Source organism: Mesorhizobium sp. ISC11 (genome assembly GCF_037162595.1).
Lineage (GTDB): Bacteria > Pseudomonadota > Alphaproteobacteria > Rhizobiales > Rhizobiaceae > Mesorhizobium > Mesorhizobium ciceri.
Genome location: NZ_JAVSPW010000001.1, coordinates 5,865,001 through 5,881,334 on the forward strand (window position 1 = coordinate 5,865,001; position 16,334 = coordinate 5,881,334).

The following is a 16,334-nucleotide window of genomic DNA, read 5'->3' on the forward strand; positions in this document are numbered from 1 at the left end:
CCCGTGAGGGGTGGTGGAGGTATCAGAAGTGCGAATGCTGACATGAGTAACGTAAGGGGAGTGAGAGACTCCCCCGCCGAAAGACCAAGGGTTCCTGCTTAAAGCTAATCTGAGCAGGGTTAGCCGGCCCCTAAGACGAGGCGGAAACGCGTAGTCGATGGGAACCACGTTAATATTCGTGGGCTTGGAGGTAGTGACGGATCATTGAGGTAGTCCAATCTTATCGGATTGAACGGGCTGCTGCGTGGTTCCAGGAAATAGCTCCTCCTTATAAACCGTACCCGAAACCGACACTGGTGGTCTGGTAGAGTATACCAAGGCGCTTGAGAGAACTATGCTGAAGGAACTCGGCAAATTGCACGCGTAACTTCGGAAGAAGCGTGACCCTTTTCTACGCAAGTAGAGGAGGGTGGCACAGACCAGGGGGTAGCGACTGTTTATCAAAAACACAGGGCTCTGCGAAGTCGCAAGACGACGTATAGGGTCTGACGCCTGCCCGGTGCTGGAAGGTTAAGAGGAGGGGTGCAAGCTCTGAATCGAAGCCCCAGTAAACGGCGGCCGTAACTATAACGGTCCTAAGGTAGCGAAATTCCTTGTCGGGTAAGTTCCGACCTGCACGAATGGCGTAACGACTTCCCCGCTGTCTCCAGCATAGACTCAGTGAAATTGAATTCCCCGTGAAGATGCGGGGTTCCTGCGGTTAGACGGAAAGACCCCGTGCACCTTTACTATAGCTTTACATTGGCATTCGTAGTGGCATGTGTAGGATAGGTGGTAGGCTTTGAAGCCTGGGCGCCAGCTCAGGTGGAGCCACCCTTGAAATACCACCCTTATTACTATGGATGTCTAACCGCGGCCCGTTATCCGGGTCCGGGACAATGTATGGTGGGTAGTTTGACTGGGGCGGTCGCCTCCTAAAGAGTAACGGAGGCGCGCGATGGTGGGCTCAGAACGGTCGGAAATCGTTCGCTGAGTGCAATGGCATAAGCCTGCCTGACTGCGAGACTGACAAGTCGAGCAGAGACGAAAGTCGGTCATAGTGATCCGGTGGTCCCGCGTGGAAGGGCCATCGCTCAACGGATAAAAGGTACGCCGGGGATAACAGGCTGATGACCCCCAAGAGTCCATATCGACGGGGTTGTTTGGCACCTCGATGTCGACTCATCGCATCCTGGGGCTGGAGCAGGTCCCAAGGGTATGGCTGTTCGCCATTTAAAGCGGTACGTGAGTTGGGTTCAGAACGTCGTGAGACAGTTCGGTCCCTATCTGCCGTGGGTGTAGGAATATTGAAAGGATCTGTCCCTAGTACGAGAGGACCGGGATGGACGGATCTCTGGTGGACCTGTTGTGGCGCCAGCCGCATAGCAGGGTAGCTATATCCGGACGGGATAACCGCTGAAGGCATCTAAGCGGGAAACCCACCTTAAAACGAGTATTCCCTGAGAACCGTGGAAGACGACCACGTTGATAGGCCGGGTGTGGAAGAGCGGCAACGCTTGAAGCTTACCGGTACTAATAGTTCGATCGGCTTGATCGTTCTCATTCCTTATGCCCATCTGACAAAGTCAGATGGTCTGTTCTCACTCACGCTTGTTCCGCCCTGCGGGCGGCGCTACGTGGGTGCGGCGCATCAGCGCCGACGGTCGGTCGACCTTGCGAAGCTTCGCTTCGAAAGGCGCCAGACCAAGAACCGTAAAGGCACACAAAGACCAGCGAACAGCCCCGAGAGGCACCCGACAGCTCCGCTGCCGATGTCTCTTTGTGCCCTTCGCTCAAAAGCTTCTCGAACAACGTGCGTTTTGCCGACCTGGTGGTTATGGCGGAGCGGCTGCACCCGATCCCATTCCGAACTCGGCCGTGAAACGCTCCAGCGCTGATGGTACTTCGTCTCAAGACGCGGGAGAGTAGGTCGCTGCCAGGTCTGCCAAACGCACGTTGATCTCACATCCAAATCGGATGGAGAAAAATCTTCTCTTTATGAAATGGCCCGCCAAGGGATCACGGGCCGCGTAAGCGGCCCTTTCATTTGGTCAGCCATATACCTATCTGTAGGCCTCGGCTTACACAAAAATTGACGCGGGGTGGAGCAGCCCGGTAGCTCGTCAGGCTCATAACCTGAAGGTCACAGGTTCAAATCCTGTCCCCGCAACCAAATTCAAAAAAGCCCGCCATCGTGCGGGCTCTTTTGTTTTATGCCGTGCTGTGCTGCCGGCCTGTCATCAGGCGCCCGCAACCAGCCAAGCCAAGCCGCCAGACAGAAAACAAATCCTCTCCCCAAAACCAAACTTCAAAAACAGCCCGCCAGCCACAAATGCCCGCGCGCCGTTTTGATATGCGGCTGGGGTGGCCATCGATCTGCCCAGGCTCAGGCCCCCGAAAGCGAAGCCGAAGCTGCAGCCGACTTTCTGGCCAAGCGGACATATGGAGAGCGTCACGCTGCGCCCGGAACAGATCTATCAAAGACAGGATCGGGGGCTTCAGGCGATAAAGACGCGGCCGGCGGGAGGGTACCATGCGAGCCCCCCGTGCGGATACTCCGCCACCCTCTCCGGTTTCGCGGCCAAAGGCCGGTAAGGCCTTGCCCAGCCCGTACGGCATCTTGGCGGCCGCGCCCAGCCTCGTCGACCGGAGCGTAGGAATCCCCTTGAAGTAGAGTATGAAATATATTTCACTATGTGAATTATATTGACAATGCGCGCCCGGGCTGTAATGTCCCGATCGTCGGCTTTCGGAGGAAGGTCGGCATCATCAAATCCATACGGCAGCGCTCACTGAGTGCCTGCAACGGTCATTGAGGATGGCTTCGGCCAAGGGAGGAAACTTGCGCAAATTTCTGAGCACGCTCGCAATCGCGGCGGCTGCATCGACCTGCTTCGGGTCGATGCAGGTACGCGCCGAAACCCCTAACCCGTTCAAATGCGAGCCGGGTGAAAAATACGTCATGAACGTGATGGTCTCGGGCGTCGAATACTGGTTCCCGGTCTATGAAATGTTCAAGCAGGCCGGCCAGCAGTTCGGCTGCGAGACCGCCTATACGGGTACGCCGGAATACGACGTCAACAAGCAGATCGCGACCTTCGACCAGGCGCTGGCGCAGAAGCCTGCCGGCATACTGGTACACCCGATGAACTCCGATCCGTTCATCGAGCCGATCAACCGCGCCATCGAGCAGGGCACCGCGGTGGTGACCTTCGCCGCCGACTCGCCGAATTCCAAGCGCGTCTCCTACATCACCTCCGACAACAATGCCGAAGGCACCTATGCCGCCGACGCCGTTGCCAAGGCGATGGATGGCAAGGGGGAATATGCGGTGCTGGAGAATCCCGGCCAGGACAACCACGACAAGCGCGTCAACGCCTTCGTTGCCCGCATGGAAGCCAAATGGCCTGACATGAAGCTCGTCGGCCGCGCCGCTTCGAACCAGGATCCGACCAAGGCCTATCAGGCGGTTCTGAGCTTGGCGCAGGCGCATCCGGACCTCGGCGCCGTCTTCATGCCGGAGGCCAACTCGGCCATCGGTGCTGCCCAGGCCGCCAAGGAAGGCGGCGGCAAGATCCGCGTCATGCTCGCCGACGTCAACGCCAAGATCCTCGACATGATCAAGGCCGGCGAGATCTTCGGCTCGGTCAATCCCAACCAGGGCATGCAGGGCTATATGGGCTTCATGCTGTTGTGGATGGCCAAGCATCCCGGCCTGATCGATCCGATGAACGACGCCAAGCGTTCGGGTTTCAACCCGATGAGCGTGCCCTTCGTCGACAATGGCTTCTCCATCGTCTCCAAGGACAATGCGGACGACTTCTACTGGGACAAGTACCTCAAGCGTCGCGGCACCAAGGGCATCGAGGAATAGTCTCGATCGCCGCCCCGGCCTCCACAAGGCCGGACCAACCGGGAAGGAGGCTTCGGCCTCCTTCCTCCCCCGCAAGCATCGCAGGAGCATGGCGTGACCCAGTCGCCCATTCTTGAAATCCGCGGCCTGTCCAAGGCGTTCGGCCCGGTCAAGGCACTGAACGACGTGCGGTTCGAGCTGCGGCGCGGCGAAATCCATGCGCTGTGCGGCGAGAACGGCGCCGGCAAGTCGACGCTGATGAACATGATCGCCGGTGTATTGCAGCCCGACGAGGGCGACATCCTGATCGATGGCGAGCGAGTTTCGATCCACTCGCCCGCGGCCGCCCAACGTCTCGGCATCGCGCTCGTCCACCAGGAGATCGCGCTCTGCCAGGACGCCACCGTTGCCGAAAACATCTACATGGCCGCGATCAACAGCCGGCGCGCGCCGCTGATGAATTTCCAGAAGCTCTACGCTGACGCCCAGAAGGTCGTGGACCTGCTCGCGCCCATTCCGGTGCGCACCAGGGTCGCCGACCTCTCCATTTCCAACCAACAGCTTGTCGAGATCGCCAAGGCGCTGACGCTCGACTGCAAGGTGCTGATGCTCGACGAGCCGACCGCCGCACTCACCGAAAGCGAAGCGCAACGCCTGTTCTCGATCGTGCGCGGGCTTAGGGAACGTGGCATTTCGGTGGTCTATATCAGCCACCGCATGGCCGAGATCTTCTCGCTCTGCGACCGCGTCACCGTCTTCCGCGACGGCCGCTACGTGGCGACCGATGCGATAGCCGCCGTTTCACCCGACGATGTCGTGCGCAAGATGGTGGGCCGCGAAATCACCCAGCTCTATCCCGACAAGCTGGCGCCGCAAGAGCCTGGGCGCCTTCTCCTGTCGGTCGAGGGGCTTTCCGATGGGCGCCGCTTCGCCGACGTCGATCTGCAGCTTCGCGCTGGCGAAATTCTGGGCATAGGCGGCCTGATCGGCGCCGGCCGTAGCGAGATCGCACAGACGGTCTGCGGCCTCAGGCCAATGACCTCTGGAACCGTCGCGCTCGACGGAAAGCAGCTGCGGCTGCGCAGTTATGGCGATGCGGTCAAGGCGGGGCTGGTCTATCTCTCTGAGGATCGCAAAGGCTCCGGCGTGTTCCTCGATCTGCCGATCGCGGCGAACATATCGGCGCTCGACCTCGGCCGGCTCACCGGGCGCCTCGGCCTGCTCGACCGCAAGGCCGAGGATCGTCAGGCGCGGGAGCTGACCGGCAGGCTCGGCGTGCGCATGGCCGGCATCGAGGCCACTGTGTCGACGCTGAGCGGTGGCAACCAGCAGAAGGTTGCCATCGCCAAGCAGCTGTCCGTCAGTCCCAAGGTCATCATCATGGACGAGCCGACGCGCGGGATCGATGTCGGCGCCAAGGTCGAGATTCACCGGCTGCTGCGCCAGCTAGCCGGCAGCGGTGTCGGCGTCATCATCATCTCGTCCGAACTGCCGGAGCTGATTGGCTTGTGCGACCGCGTTCTTGTGATGCGCGAAGGCAGGATCGCCGGCGAACTCGCCGCCAGCGAGCTCGGCGAGGAAGCCATCATCATGCTCGCCTCGGGCGTCCAGGACAGTTCAATTCAAAGGCAGGCCCAGAATGTCGCCTAGGGAATCAGGAGAAGCGCTCGTGCACGCCGAGATCAAGTCCGCCGGGCGGCGCATCAACTTCGCTCACCTCGCCTCGATGCGCGAGGCCGGGCTGATCGTCATCATCCTGGCGCTGTGCATCGCCATGAGCTTCGCCTCGCCGCACTTCCTGACATGGGGCAATTTCCGCGCCATGCTGATGAGCTTCTCCATCGAAGGCATCGTCGTCGTCGGCATGACCGTCCTGCTCATCGTCGGCGGCATCGACCTTTCCGTCGGCTCCGTCGTGTGTTTCTCGATGGTGGTCTCGGGTGCGCTGTTCCTCGCCGGGCTCGATCCCTGGACGGCAAGCCTGATCGGCATCGGCGTCAGCGCGCTGATCGGCGCGGCCATGGGCTTCTTCGTGACCGTGATAGGGCTCAATCATTTCATCACGTCGCTGGCCGCCATGGTCATCGTGCGCGGCATGTGCCTGGTGGTCACCAAGGGCACGCCGCTGTCGCTGTTCACCTTGCCGCCGGCCTTCAAGGCCATCGGCCAGGGCAGTTTCAACAACATCCCCTATGTCATCCTGATCTTCATCGTCGTGGTGGCGATCTTCGACTTCCTGCTGCGTCGCGCCACGGCCTTCCGCAAGGTTTTCTACACCGGCTCCAACGAGAAGGCCGCGCAGTTCTCCGGCATCAGGACCAATCAGGTGAAGTTCTGGGTCACGGTGCTGTGCTCGACCCTCGCCGGAGTGGCCGGCGTCATCTACATGGCGCGCTTCGGCGCGGCGACGCCGACCTTCGGCGCCGGCATGGAGCTCAACATCATCGCCGCGGCCGTCATCGGCGGCGCCTCGCTGAATGGCGGCTCGGGCACCATCTTCGGGGCGATCCTCGGCATGGCTCTGCTGTCGGTGGTGACGAGCTCGCTTATCCTGCTCGATGTCTCGGTCTATTGGCAGGACATGATCAAGGGATGCATCCTGCTGGCAGCGGTGTCGATCGATCACTTCCTGCACCGCAAGAAGTCCTGAACCTCAAAGGCGGCGAAACAAGACCATGGCCCCTCCCAACACCCGCGACGACATCGCCGCTGTTCGTCAGATGCACCAGGCGCTTGTCCTGCATTATGTCGAAGGCAAGACCCAGGCCGAGATCGCCGGGGAACTCGGCATCTCGCACGCGACCGTCAACCGGCTGATCAAGCGCGGTCACCAGCTCGGTCTCGTCGAGATCAAGATCAAGTCGCCGATCGACCATCTGGTCGACCTGGAAGCGCGGCTGGTGGCGCTGGGCGGCATCGAGCGGGCGATGGTGGTGCCGTCGGTCTCCGAAAATCCGCACACCGCCCTGCAGCGGGTCGGCGAGGCTGCGGCTGGGCTGCTGCTCGACACCATCAAGGACGGCGACACCATCTCGATCACCGGCGGCAAGGGCGTCAGCGCGCTGGTCGCCGGTCTCAAGCCGGGGCGCCGCTACGACGTCGAAATCATTCCCGCCACCGGGCTGGTGCAGGGCAAGCACTACACCGATGTCAACCACGTCGCCTCGCTGATGGCCGACAAGCTCGGCGGCCGCGCTTACCAGATCCATGCGCCGTTGTTTGCCGATACCGCGCAGCAGCGCGAGATGCTGATGGGCATCAGCTCCGTCGCAGACGTGTTTCGCAAGGCGCGCGAGGCCGATGTCGCGGTGGTGGGTGTCGGCTCCATCCTGACCGACGATTCCAGTTACTACGATTTGCATCCGTCCTCGAATGCCGATCGCCAGGCGATCGAGAAGTCCGGGGCAACAGGCGAACTGCTCGCCCATCTCATCGACCGCCGGGGCAAGCTCTGCAACTACTCGCTCAACCGTTCACTGGTCTCGCTGACGCTGGACGAGTTCGCGACCATCCCGCGCTCGATCGGCATTGCAAGCGGCGCCAGCAAGGTCGCGCCGATCCTCGCCGCAATGCGCGGAAATCATCTCGACACCATCGTCACGGACGAGGCCACGGGGCTCCAAATCCTCGAGCTGGCCGAACAGGAGGCAGCATGAATTCTCGACAGATCCAGCGGCAGATCGGCAAGTCCGGCATATCGGCGTCGGCCGTGGGCCTGGGCACCTGGGCGATTGGCGGATGGATGTGGGGCGGCACCGACGAGAAAGAGTCGGTGCGGGCGATAGAAGCCTCGATCGACGCCGGCCTCGGCCTGATCGACACAGCGCCGGCCTACGGTCTTGGCCGCAGCGAGGCGATCGTCGGCACCGCCATCAAGGGCAAGCGCGACAAGGTGGTGATCGCGACCAAATGCGGGCTGAACTGGCATTCGGGCAAGGGCGGCCATTTCTTCGACCAGGACGACAAGCCTGTGCATCGCTATCTCGGCGCCGACGGCATCGCCTATGAGGTCGAGCAGAGCTTGCGGCGTCTCGGCACCGATCATATCGACCTCTACATCACCCATTGGCAGGACCCGACGACGCCGATCGCCGAGACGATGGCGGTATTGGAAAAGCTCAAGGCAGCCGGCAAGATCCGCGCCATCGGCGCCAGCAATATCAGCGCCGAGGATCTTGGCCATTATATCGACGCCGGCCAGCTCGATGCGATCCAGGAGCGTTATTCGATGATCGACCGCGACATCGAGAGCAGCCTGCTGCCGATTGCTCGCGCGCACGACATCGCCACCCTCAGCTATTCGTCGCTGGCGCTGGGCCTGCTCACCGGCACGGTCGAACCCGGCCGCACATTCGGCGGCGACGACCAGCGCAAGGACAACCCGCGCTTTTCCATGGCCAACCGGCAGAAGGTGGCAAAGCTGAAAGAGGCCATCGCCCCTATCGCCGAGAGCCACCAGGCGTCGACGGCGCAGATCGTCATCGCCTGGACGCTCGCCCAGCCGGGCATCACCTTCGCCCTGTGCGGCGCGCGCAATCCCGAACAGGCGCTCGACAATGCACGGGCCGGGGAGATCACGCTTGCGGCAGGCGAGCTTGCGGCAATCGACGCCGCGGCAGCCGCGCATCTCACTGCGATGGATGCCTGAGAAAAAAGGCAACAGCCCCGATGAACCGTAGCCATACGTTAGCCGGTCTGCGCGACCGGCCTGATATCGCCGTGCTCGTCATCGGTGGCGGCATCAACGGCATCAGCGTCTTTCGCGAACTGGCGCTGCAAGGCGTCGATGTCGTGCTGGCGGAAAAGGGCGATTATTGCAGCGGCGCCAGTGCCGCCCTTTCACGCATGGTGCATGGCGGCCTGCGTTATCTCGAAAACGGCGAATTCAAACTGGTGCGCGAATCGCTGCTCGAACGTGACCGGCTGCTGAGGAATGCCCCGCACTATGTGGCCCCGTTGCCGACGACGGTGCCGATCTTCGACATTTTCTCCGGCCTTGCCAACGGTGCGGTGCGTTTCCTGGGTCTGACGCGGCGGCCGAGCCGGCGTGGTGCGCTGGTCATCAAGACCGGCCTTGCCATGTACGACCTGTTCACCGCCGCACGGCGTTTGATGCCGACGCACAGGTTCAGGGGCCGCGCCGAAACCTTGAGAAAATGGCCGGCGATCAATCCGGCGATCCGCAATTCGGCGACCTATTACGACGCCTGGGTGAGCCGGCCCGAACGCCTCGGCCTGGAGATGCTGCTGGACGCCACGGCGAGCGCGGCGAACGCCCGCGCCTTGAACTACGCTCAGGTATCGTCGACAGGTGATAGCCTCGCCATTACCGACACGCTGACGGGCGAACAACTGCCGGTACGGGCGCAATTGGTCATCAACGCTACTGGCGGCTGGATCGACCTGACCAACAAGGCCATCGGGGCGGCGGCGCAGACGATGATGGGCGGCACCAAGGGCTCGCATCTCATCGTCGACAATGCAGAACTGTTCGACGCGCTCGGCGGCCATATGGTCTATTACGAGAACGAGGACGGGCGCATCTGCATCCTGTTTCCCTATCTCGGCAAGGTGCTGATCGGCTCGACCGACATCCGGGTCGACGATCCGGACAAGGTGCGTTGCGAGGAGGACGAGCAGCGCTACATCCTGCAGTCGCTCGCCTTTGTATTCCCCTCGATCAAAGTAGCTGAAAACCAGATCGTGTTCCGCTTCGCCGGCGTGCGACCCTTGCCCGCCAGCGAGGACAGTTTTACCAGCCGCATACCGCGCGATCATTTTTGCGAGTTCGTAGAAGCGAGCGGGCACCTGCCGGCGACACTGTGCATGGTCGGAGGCAAGTGGACCACCTTCCGTTCGTTTGGAGCGCTGGCCGCCGACATGGCACTGAAGCGGCTCGGCCTCGCGCGCAGCCAGGGCACGCAGGACATGGCCATCGGTGGCGGCCGTGATTTTCCGGCCGACCCGGACGCCTGGTGCGCGTCATTCGCCGCCGAGCATGGCCTGACGGTCGAGCGCGCGCAAACGCTTCTGCAGCGCTATGGCACGTCGGCCAGGGATTTCGTTTCGCACCCGGCGGGCGAACAGATGCTGCCACTGTCGGACTATTCGGCAAGCGAGATAGGGCGCATCATCGAGCGCGAGCAGGTCGAGCGCCTTGCCGACCTGTTCTTGCGCCGCACCACCATCGCCATTTCAGGCGGTCTCAGCTTCGACCTCGTCAACGTCGTTCTCGACATGCTGGCGGCGCACAAGGGCTGGAGCGCCAGCGAGGCTGCCACCGAGCGCTCGACCTTCCTCGCCTTGCTGGCCGACCGGCACGGCATCGACCTCCAGACACATCAAAGGAGCGCCCTATGCGCGTAAACAAGAAAGTCCGTATGAACCGGCTGTTCGGCGGCGGCCGCTGCCTCGACGTCGCCATCGATCATGGCGTCTGCAACGAGCCGAGTTTCCTTGCCGGGCTGGAAGACATGGCCAGCGTGGTCAATCAGCTGGTCAAGGCTGGCCCCGACGCCATCCAGATGAACTACGGCCAGGCCGACCTGCTGCAGGCCGTGCCTGGCAAGGACAAGCCGGCGCTGGTGATGCGCATCGACATGGGCAATCCCTATAACAGGATACGCCACCGGGCGATGTGGGCGGTGCTGCAGAACGAAGCCGAGCCCTTGCTTGGCGCCATCGAGATGGATGCGGCTTGCGTCGTGGTCAATCTGTTCATGCTACCCGACGAGCCGGACCTGTTCCGGCAATGCGTGCAGAACATCGCCCGCGTGCGAGCCGATTGCGAGAAATACGGCCTGCCGCTGATGATCGAGCCGCTGGCCATGCTGCCGGTCACCGAGCATGGCGGCTACATGGTCGACGGCGACGCCGATAAGATCGTCACCTTGACCCGGCTTGCCCGCGAGATGGGTGCCGATATCGTCAAGGCCGACCCGACCACCGATCCCAACGACTTCCACCGCGTCGTCGAGGCGGCGCGCTGCCCGGTGCTGGTGCGCGGCGGCGGCAAGGAGGATCTGCGTGCCGTGTTCGACAAGTCGGCCGCCTTGATGGCACAGGGTGCGCTTGGCATGGTCTATGGCCGCAACATCTACCAGCATGCCAACCCGAGCGCTGTCGTGCGCGGGCTGATGGCAATCATTCACGACGATGCCGATGGCGGCGCAGCCTGGGATCTGTACAACCAGGCATAGGCTGCGGTCTCGGGAGGCGCCAATGGCAAGCTATATCCTCGGTCTCGATGCCGGCAACACCGTCATCAAGGCCATCCTCTTCGACCTGTCGGGCCGCGAACTGGCATTCGCCGCCCGTGACGGCCGCTCGTCCATGCCAAAGCCCGGACATGTCGAACGCGACCTCGACGAACTCTGGCGCAATGCGGTCTCGGTCATTGGTCAATGCATCGCTGAAGCCGGTATCGACGCCGGCGAGATCGTCGCCATCGGCTGCGCCGGCCATGGCAACGGGCTCTACGCGCTCGATCGTGCGGGCGCGCCATTGATCGGCATCCAGTCGCTCGACACACGCGCCGTTGACATCGTTGCCGAGTGGGCAGAACAGAATGTCGGCGACCGCACCTACGCACACTGCCTGCAGCGGCCGTGGGCGGCGCAGACGCCGACCTTGCTTGCCTGGCTCAAGCGCTTTTCGCCGGCTTTGTTTGCCAGCATCGGAACTGTGTTCTTGTGCAAGGATTTCGTCGTCAACCGCCTGACAGGTGCGCGCAGCAGCGATACTTCAGATATGTCGGGCTGCGGCCTGCTGCAGATGCAGGACCGCCGCTACGAGCCGGACCTGCTTGCCGCCTATGGGCTCGGCGATTGCATGGACCTGCTGCCGCCAGTGCTGGAATCGGCCGACATTGCCGGCCATGTCAGCGTGGAGGTGGCGGCCCTGACGGGACTGCGCGCCGGCACGCCGGTCGTCGCCGGGCTGTTCGATGTCGTCGCCAGCGCGGTCGGTTCGGGCGTGACCAGAACCGGTGCCGCCTCGGTCATCGCCGGAACCTGGAGCATCAACCAGGTCATCACCGACAAGCCGATCCGCGACCCTTCGATCTTCATGCTGTCGACTTTCGATCGCCAGCGCTATCTGGCGATCGAATCCAGTGCCACCTCGGCCGCCAATCTCGAATGGATCGTTCGCGAATTCCTCGAACATGGCGGCGAAGCCGGCAAGTCGCCATTCGAATTGTGCAGCGAACTGGTGGCGTCCGTCGATCCCAACAGCGACATCCCGATCTATCATCCCTTCCTTTATGGCTCGCAGCAGAATGGCCATGCGCGCGCCGGCTTCTACGGCATCGCCGGCTGGCACAGCCGAGCCCATCTGCTGCGTGCGCTGTTCGAGGGTGTCGCCTTCGAGCACAAGCGCCATGTCGAGACCTTGCACAAAGCGGGCGCCGATTTCGACCAGGTGGTGCTGTCCGGCGGCGGCTCGCGCAGCAGCGTCTGGCCGCAGATTTTCGCCGATGTGCTCGGCGTGCCCGTCACCGTGGCGCGCAGCCGCGAAACCGGCGCGCTGGGAGCGGCGATCGCGGCGGGCACCGGCGTCGGCATTTTCGCGGACTACAGTGCCGGTGCAGCCGCCATGACAGCGGCCGCCCGACATTTTGTGCCCAACGAGACGGTTGCTCACGCATACGCACGGCGGTATCGACTCTATGGCGAGATCAACCAGGCGATGACCCCGATGTGGGAGCGCATCGCCGGACAGCAGGCGCGCACGTGACCGAAGCTTCACCGTCTCCGTTCGGCAGTTACGACTACGTCATCGTCGGTGCCGGCTCCGCCGGCTGCGTGCTCGCCAACCGGCTCTCGGCCGATCCGCGCAACAAGGTGCTGCTGCTCGAGGCCGGCGGCAGCGACCGCTATCACTGGGTCGATATCCCGATCGGCTACCTCTTCTGCATGGGCAACCCGCGTACCGACTGGATGATGAAGACCGAGCCGGAAGCCGGTCTCAACGGACGCAGCCTCAACTATCCGCGCGGCAAGGTGCTTGGCGGCTGTTCATCGATCAACGGCATGATCTACATGCGCGGCCAGGCTGCCGACTATGATGGCTGGCGCCAGGCCGGCAATGCCGGCTGGGGCTGGGACGATGTCCTGCCTTACTTCCTCAAGTCGGAAGACTTCCATGGTGGCAAGAGCGCCATGCACGGCAGCGGCGGCGAGTGGCGGGTCGAACGGCAGCGGCTTTCATGGCCGATCCTCGACGCCTTCCGGGACGCGGCCGAGGAACTCGGCATTCCGCGCACCGAAGACTTCAACACCGGCACCAATGAAGGCTCGGGTTATTTCGAGGTCAACCAGAGGAAGGGCGTCCGCTGGAACACATCGAAGGCGTTTTTGCGCGGTATAGCGGGGCGCAAGAACCTGCGCGTGGTGCTCGGCGCGGAAACCGAACGGCTCGAATTCGACGGCCGGCGCGTCACCGGACTGGTTTTCCGCCAAGGCGGCCGCCTGCATCAGGTCCGCGCTGGACAGACGATCCTTGCGGCCGGCGCCATCAACTCGCCCAAGCTGCTCGAACTGTCGGGGGTGGGTCGCCCCGATCTGCTCTCGGGCATCGGCGTGGATGTCCGTCACGCGCTGCCGGGTGTCGGAGAAAACCTGCAGGACCATCTGCAGATCCGCACCGTCTTCAAGGTCGCCAACACTGCCACGCTCAACCAGCGCTACCACAATCTTGTCAGCCGCGCGTCGATGGGGCTGGAATACGCGCTCAAGCGCAGCGGGCCGCTGTCGATGGCGCCAAGCCAGCTCGGCATCTTCGCCAGGAGCGATCCGCGCCTCGCAACGCCCGATCTGGAATATCATGTGCAGCCGCTGAGCACCGACCGTCTGGGCGAGCCGCTGCATCGTTTTCCCGCGGTCACCGTCTCGGTCTGTAATCTGCGTCCGGAAAGCCGGGGCAGCGTGCACATGGGTTCGTCCGACGCGCGGGAGGCGGCGAAGATCCGGCCGAACTATCTTTCCACCGAGGGAGACCGCAGCGTGGCCGTCGCGTCGTTGCGCCATGTCCGCAGTTTGATGAAGGCTCGGGCGGTGGCGCGCTTTGCGCCGGAAGAGCTGCTGCCCGGCACGCAGTATGAAAGCGATGAAGAGCTCATCCGCAAGGCCGGCGATATCGGCACGACGATCTTCCACCCCGTCGGCACCTGCAAGATGGGTTCGGATACGATGGCGGTGGTCGACGACGGCCTGCGTGTTCAGGGGCTTGCCGGGCTGCGTGTGGTCGATGCCTCGATCATGCCGACAATCGTCTCGGGCAACACCAACTCGCCGGTCGTCATGATCGCGGAGAAGGCAGCCGAGATGATCCTGCAAGAGGCCCGCTGACCGCCATCGGCTTCAAGCCGTGGCAACACCGCGCGATCGCCGCTTCTCGGCCGCCGCGAGCAGATCGACGAAGGTGCGCACCTTGGCGGGCCGGAACCGGGCCGGCGGAAAGACTGCGTGGATGCCGCCTGACGGCAGGCTCCAGTCGGCAAATACCGGCACCAGCCGCCCCTCGGCGATATCGTCGCTGACGCTGTAGTCCGGAAAGACGCCCAGCCCGATGCCGACGAGCACGCAAGCAAGGGCGGCGGGGCTCTTGTCGCACATGAGGACCGGATTGAGCTCGGTCAGCACCGTTTCGCCATCCCTGGAAAACAGCCATTGGCCGATGCCGCGCAACTGGGTGTTGCCGACCCAGGCCAGCGATCTTGCCTGGCGCGGCGTCAGGTCCGGCGGCAGGCTCGCCGCGAAGCCAGGGCTCGCCACCACGATTTGCCGGATCGTCCCCAGCCGCCGCGCCTGGTTCGAGGAATCGGTGAGCCAGCCGACGCGGATGCCGAGATCGATCTGCTCGTCCACCAGATTGCTGACGGCGTCGTCGAAGATCGCCTCGACGCGCATCTGCGGATAGGTTCTGAGATAGGCCGCCATGACCGGAGCCACCATCTTGGTGCCGTAGTCGAGCGGCGCCGTCAGCCTCAGCGTTCCGCTCGGTTCGACGGTCCCGCGCGAGATTTCGCCATAGGCGGCCTCCGCTTCCCGCAGGATGATCATCGCTGGCTGCCATTTGTATGATCAGATCATACAGTTTGTATTATTGGGTGCCATTTATCGCAAGACCCCCACCTGCCACATATCAGCCAACGGCATTCGATCAAGCCGGCAGCCGGATCATGGGTAGCAGCGATTATGAACAATTCAGAAGTGACCTATCTTTTCGATCCGCTCTGCGGCTGGTGCTATGGTGCCACCCGGATGCTCGGCCGGTTGTCGGCCGCCGGCGTGCGCGTCGAGCTGCTGCCGACCGGCCTGTTTTCCGGCGCCGGCGCGCGTCCGATGGATGAAGGTTTTGCGGCGCACGCCTGGGCGAACGACCAGCGCATCGAGCGCCTGACCGGACAATCGTTCACGCCGGCCTACCGGCACAATGTCCTCAATGTCCGTGGCACCCTGCTCGACTCACATGCCGCCACACTCGGCATCACTGCCGCTGGCCTGGAGGACCCTAGCCACCGGTTTGCGGCGCTGAAGACGATCCAGCATGCGCGCTATGTAAAAGGACGCGATGTCGTGACGATCGGCGGTGTGGCCGAGGTGCTCGCCGCCGACGGCATGGCGGACGCCGCCGAAATGCTCAAGGCGCCGACCGAAACATTGCTGGCGGCTCACCGCGATCAGGTTGGCCGTGGCCGTGCGCTGTTCCAGCGCCTGCATGCCGATGGCGTGCCTTCGCTCGCGGTCATCCGCAACGATGCGCCCCGGCTCATCGGTTCGAACGCGCTGTTCGGCAGCTTCGACAATCTCGTCGCCCACATCGCGGCGGCATGACCCCATCCTCCAGACCCCCAAGCATAAGGAAACAGACATGGCAAAAGTCGCTCTCATTGGTGCATCGGGCGCTGTCGGTTCGCGCCTTCTCAGGGAACTCTCCGATGGCGGCCATACCGTCACGGGCATCGCGCGCAACCCGGAAAAGATTGTCGCGCTTCCGGGCGTGACGGCCAGGAAGGGCGATGTCTTCGACACAGAAGGTCTCGCGGACCTGATCCGCGGCCATGACGCTGTGATCAGCTCTGTGCATTTCCTGGATAGCGATACCGATGCACTGATCGAGGCGGTGCGCGCCTCCGGCGTGAAGCGCTATCTCGTCGTCGGCGGCGCCGGCAGTCTCGAAGTCGCGCCCGGCAAGCGGCTGGTCGATAGCCCCAACTTCCCGGCGATCTACAAGGCAGAAGCGCAGAAGGGCGCCGACTTCCTGGACAGATTGAAGACGGTCGACGACCTCGATTGGACGTTCCTGTCGCCATCCGCCATGTTCGTGCCTGGCGAGCGCACCGGCAAATTCCGCCTCGGCAAGGACACGCTTCTCGCCTCCGACGAGGGCAGCAGCATTTCCTTCGAGGACTACGCGATCGTCATGGTCGACGAGATCGAGAAGCCGGCCCATATCAGGCAGCGCTTCACCGTCGGCTATTGAGCGAACGGATGGTGGC

General features: G+C 63.0%; 12 protein-coding genes, 1 tRNA gene and 2 rRNA genes (1 of these 15 running past the window's edge). 14 read left to right on the forward strand and 1 reads right to left on the reverse strand.

From position 1 onward, the window contains the following. The 12 genes from RPF88_RS28355 to RPF88_RS28410 form a co-directional block, all read left to right on the forward strand. A 23S ribosomal RNA gene (locus RPF88_RS28355) occupies positions 1 to 1,537 on the forward strand; it begins 1,285 nt to the left of the window's first position. A gap of 269 nt (positions 1,538 to 1,806) precedes the next feature. Beyond that, a 5S ribosomal RNA gene (rrf, locus tag RPF88_RS28360) occupies positions 1,807 to 1,921 on the forward strand. Between the two features lie 154 nt (positions 1,922 to 2,075). Next, positions 2,076 to 2,152 (forward strand) — tRNA-Met (locus tag RPF88_RS28365). Between the two features lie 669 nt (positions 2,153 to 2,821). Beyond that, the gene (locus RPF88_RS28370; protein ID WP_013529471.1) at positions 2,822 to 3,853 is read left to right on the forward strand and encodes a substrate-binding domain-containing protein; all 1,032 of its coding nucleotides are present in this window, start codon (positions 2,822 to 2,824) and stop codon (positions 3,851 to 3,853) included. A 93-nt stretch (positions 3,854 to 3,946) separates the two neighbouring features. After that, complete coding sequence (locus RPF88_RS28375) at positions 3,947 to 5,482, forward strand: sugar ABC transporter ATP-binding protein (RefSeq protein ID WP_337123584.1); 1,536 nt, start codon at positions 3,947 to 3,949, stop codon at positions 5,480 to 5,482. Positions 5,483 to 5,558: 76 nt separating this feature from the next. After that, the gene (locus tag RPF88_RS28380; RefSeq protein ID WP_224674565.1) at positions 5,559 to 6,482 is read left to right on the forward strand and encodes an ABC transporter permease; all 924 of its coding nucleotides are present in this window, start codon (positions 5,559 to 5,561) and stop codon (positions 6,480 to 6,482) included. A 25-nt stretch (positions 6,483 to 6,507) separates the two neighbouring features. Next, positions 6,508 to 7,488, forward strand: coding sequence for a sugar-binding transcriptional regulator (locus RPF88_RS28385; RefSeq protein ID WP_024504451.1), 981 nt, complete (start codon positions 6,508 to 6,510; stop codon positions 7,486 to 7,488). After that, entirely contained in the window at positions 7,485 to 8,480 is a 996-nt protein-coding gene (locus tag RPF88_RS28390) for an aldo/keto reductase (RefSeq protein ID WP_337123585.1), read from the forward strand. The genes RPF88_RS28385 and RPF88_RS28390 overlap by 4 nt, the downstream gene beginning before the upstream one ends. Before the next feature lie 20 nt (positions 8,481 to 8,500). Further along, positions 8,501 to 10,198 carry a glycerol-3-phosphate dehydrogenase/oxidase gene (locus RPF88_RS28395; RefSeq protein ID WP_337123586.1) on the forward strand — a complete coding sequence of 566 codons (1,698 nt, stop codon included), beginning with the start codon at positions 8,501 to 8,503 and terminating at the stop codon, positions 10,196 to 10,198. Then, positions 10,189 to 11,031 carry a class I fructose-bisphosphate aldolase gene (locus RPF88_RS28400; RefSeq protein WP_032808092.1) on the forward strand — a complete coding sequence of 281 codons (843 nt, stop codon included), beginning with the start codon at positions 10,189 to 10,191 and terminating at the stop codon, positions 11,029 to 11,031. Before RPF88_RS28395 ends, RPF88_RS28400 begins: the two co-directional genes overlap by 10 nt. 22 nt (positions 11,032 to 11,053) lie before the next feature. Then, on the forward strand, positions 11,054 to 12,568 hold the full coding sequence (locus RPF88_RS28405; RefSeq protein ID WP_337123587.1) for an FGGY-family carbohydrate kinase: 1,515 nt from the start codon (positions 11,054 to 11,056) through the stop codon (positions 12,566 to 12,568). Next, positions 12,565 to 14,181 (forward strand): GMC family oxidoreductase, encoded by a 1,617-nt coding sequence (locus RPF88_RS28410; RefSeq protein ID WP_337123588.1) that lies wholly within the window; start codon positions 12,565 to 12,567, stop codon positions 14,179 to 14,181. The genes RPF88_RS28405 and RPF88_RS28410 overlap by 4 nt, the downstream gene beginning before the upstream one ends. Before the next feature lie 12 nt (positions 14,182 to 14,193). Here the strand turns inward: RPF88_RS28410 and RPF88_RS28415 are convergent, their stop codons facing one another. After that, on the reverse strand, positions 14,194 to 14,895 hold the full coding sequence (locus tag RPF88_RS28415; RefSeq protein WP_337123589.1) for a substrate binding domain-containing protein: 702 nt from the start codon (positions 14,893 to 14,895) through the stop codon (positions 14,194 to 14,196). Between the two features lie 135 nt (positions 14,896 to 15,030). Here RPF88_RS28415 and RPF88_RS28420 point away from each other — a divergent pair, with 135 nt between their 5' ends. After that, positions 15,031 to 15,669: a DsbA family protein gene (locus RPF88_RS28420; protein ID WP_337123590.1), complete on the forward strand. Its 639-nt coding sequence runs from the start codon at positions 15,031 to 15,033 to the stop codon at positions 15,667 to 15,669. Between the two features lie 37 nt (positions 15,670 to 15,706). Then, a complete protein-coding gene (locus RPF88_RS28425; RefSeq protein ID WP_024504443.1) occupies positions 15,707 to 16,318 on the forward strand; it encodes an NAD(P)-dependent oxidoreductase in 612 nt (203 codons plus the stop codon). Positions 16,319 to 16,334 lie beyond the last annotated feature (16 nt).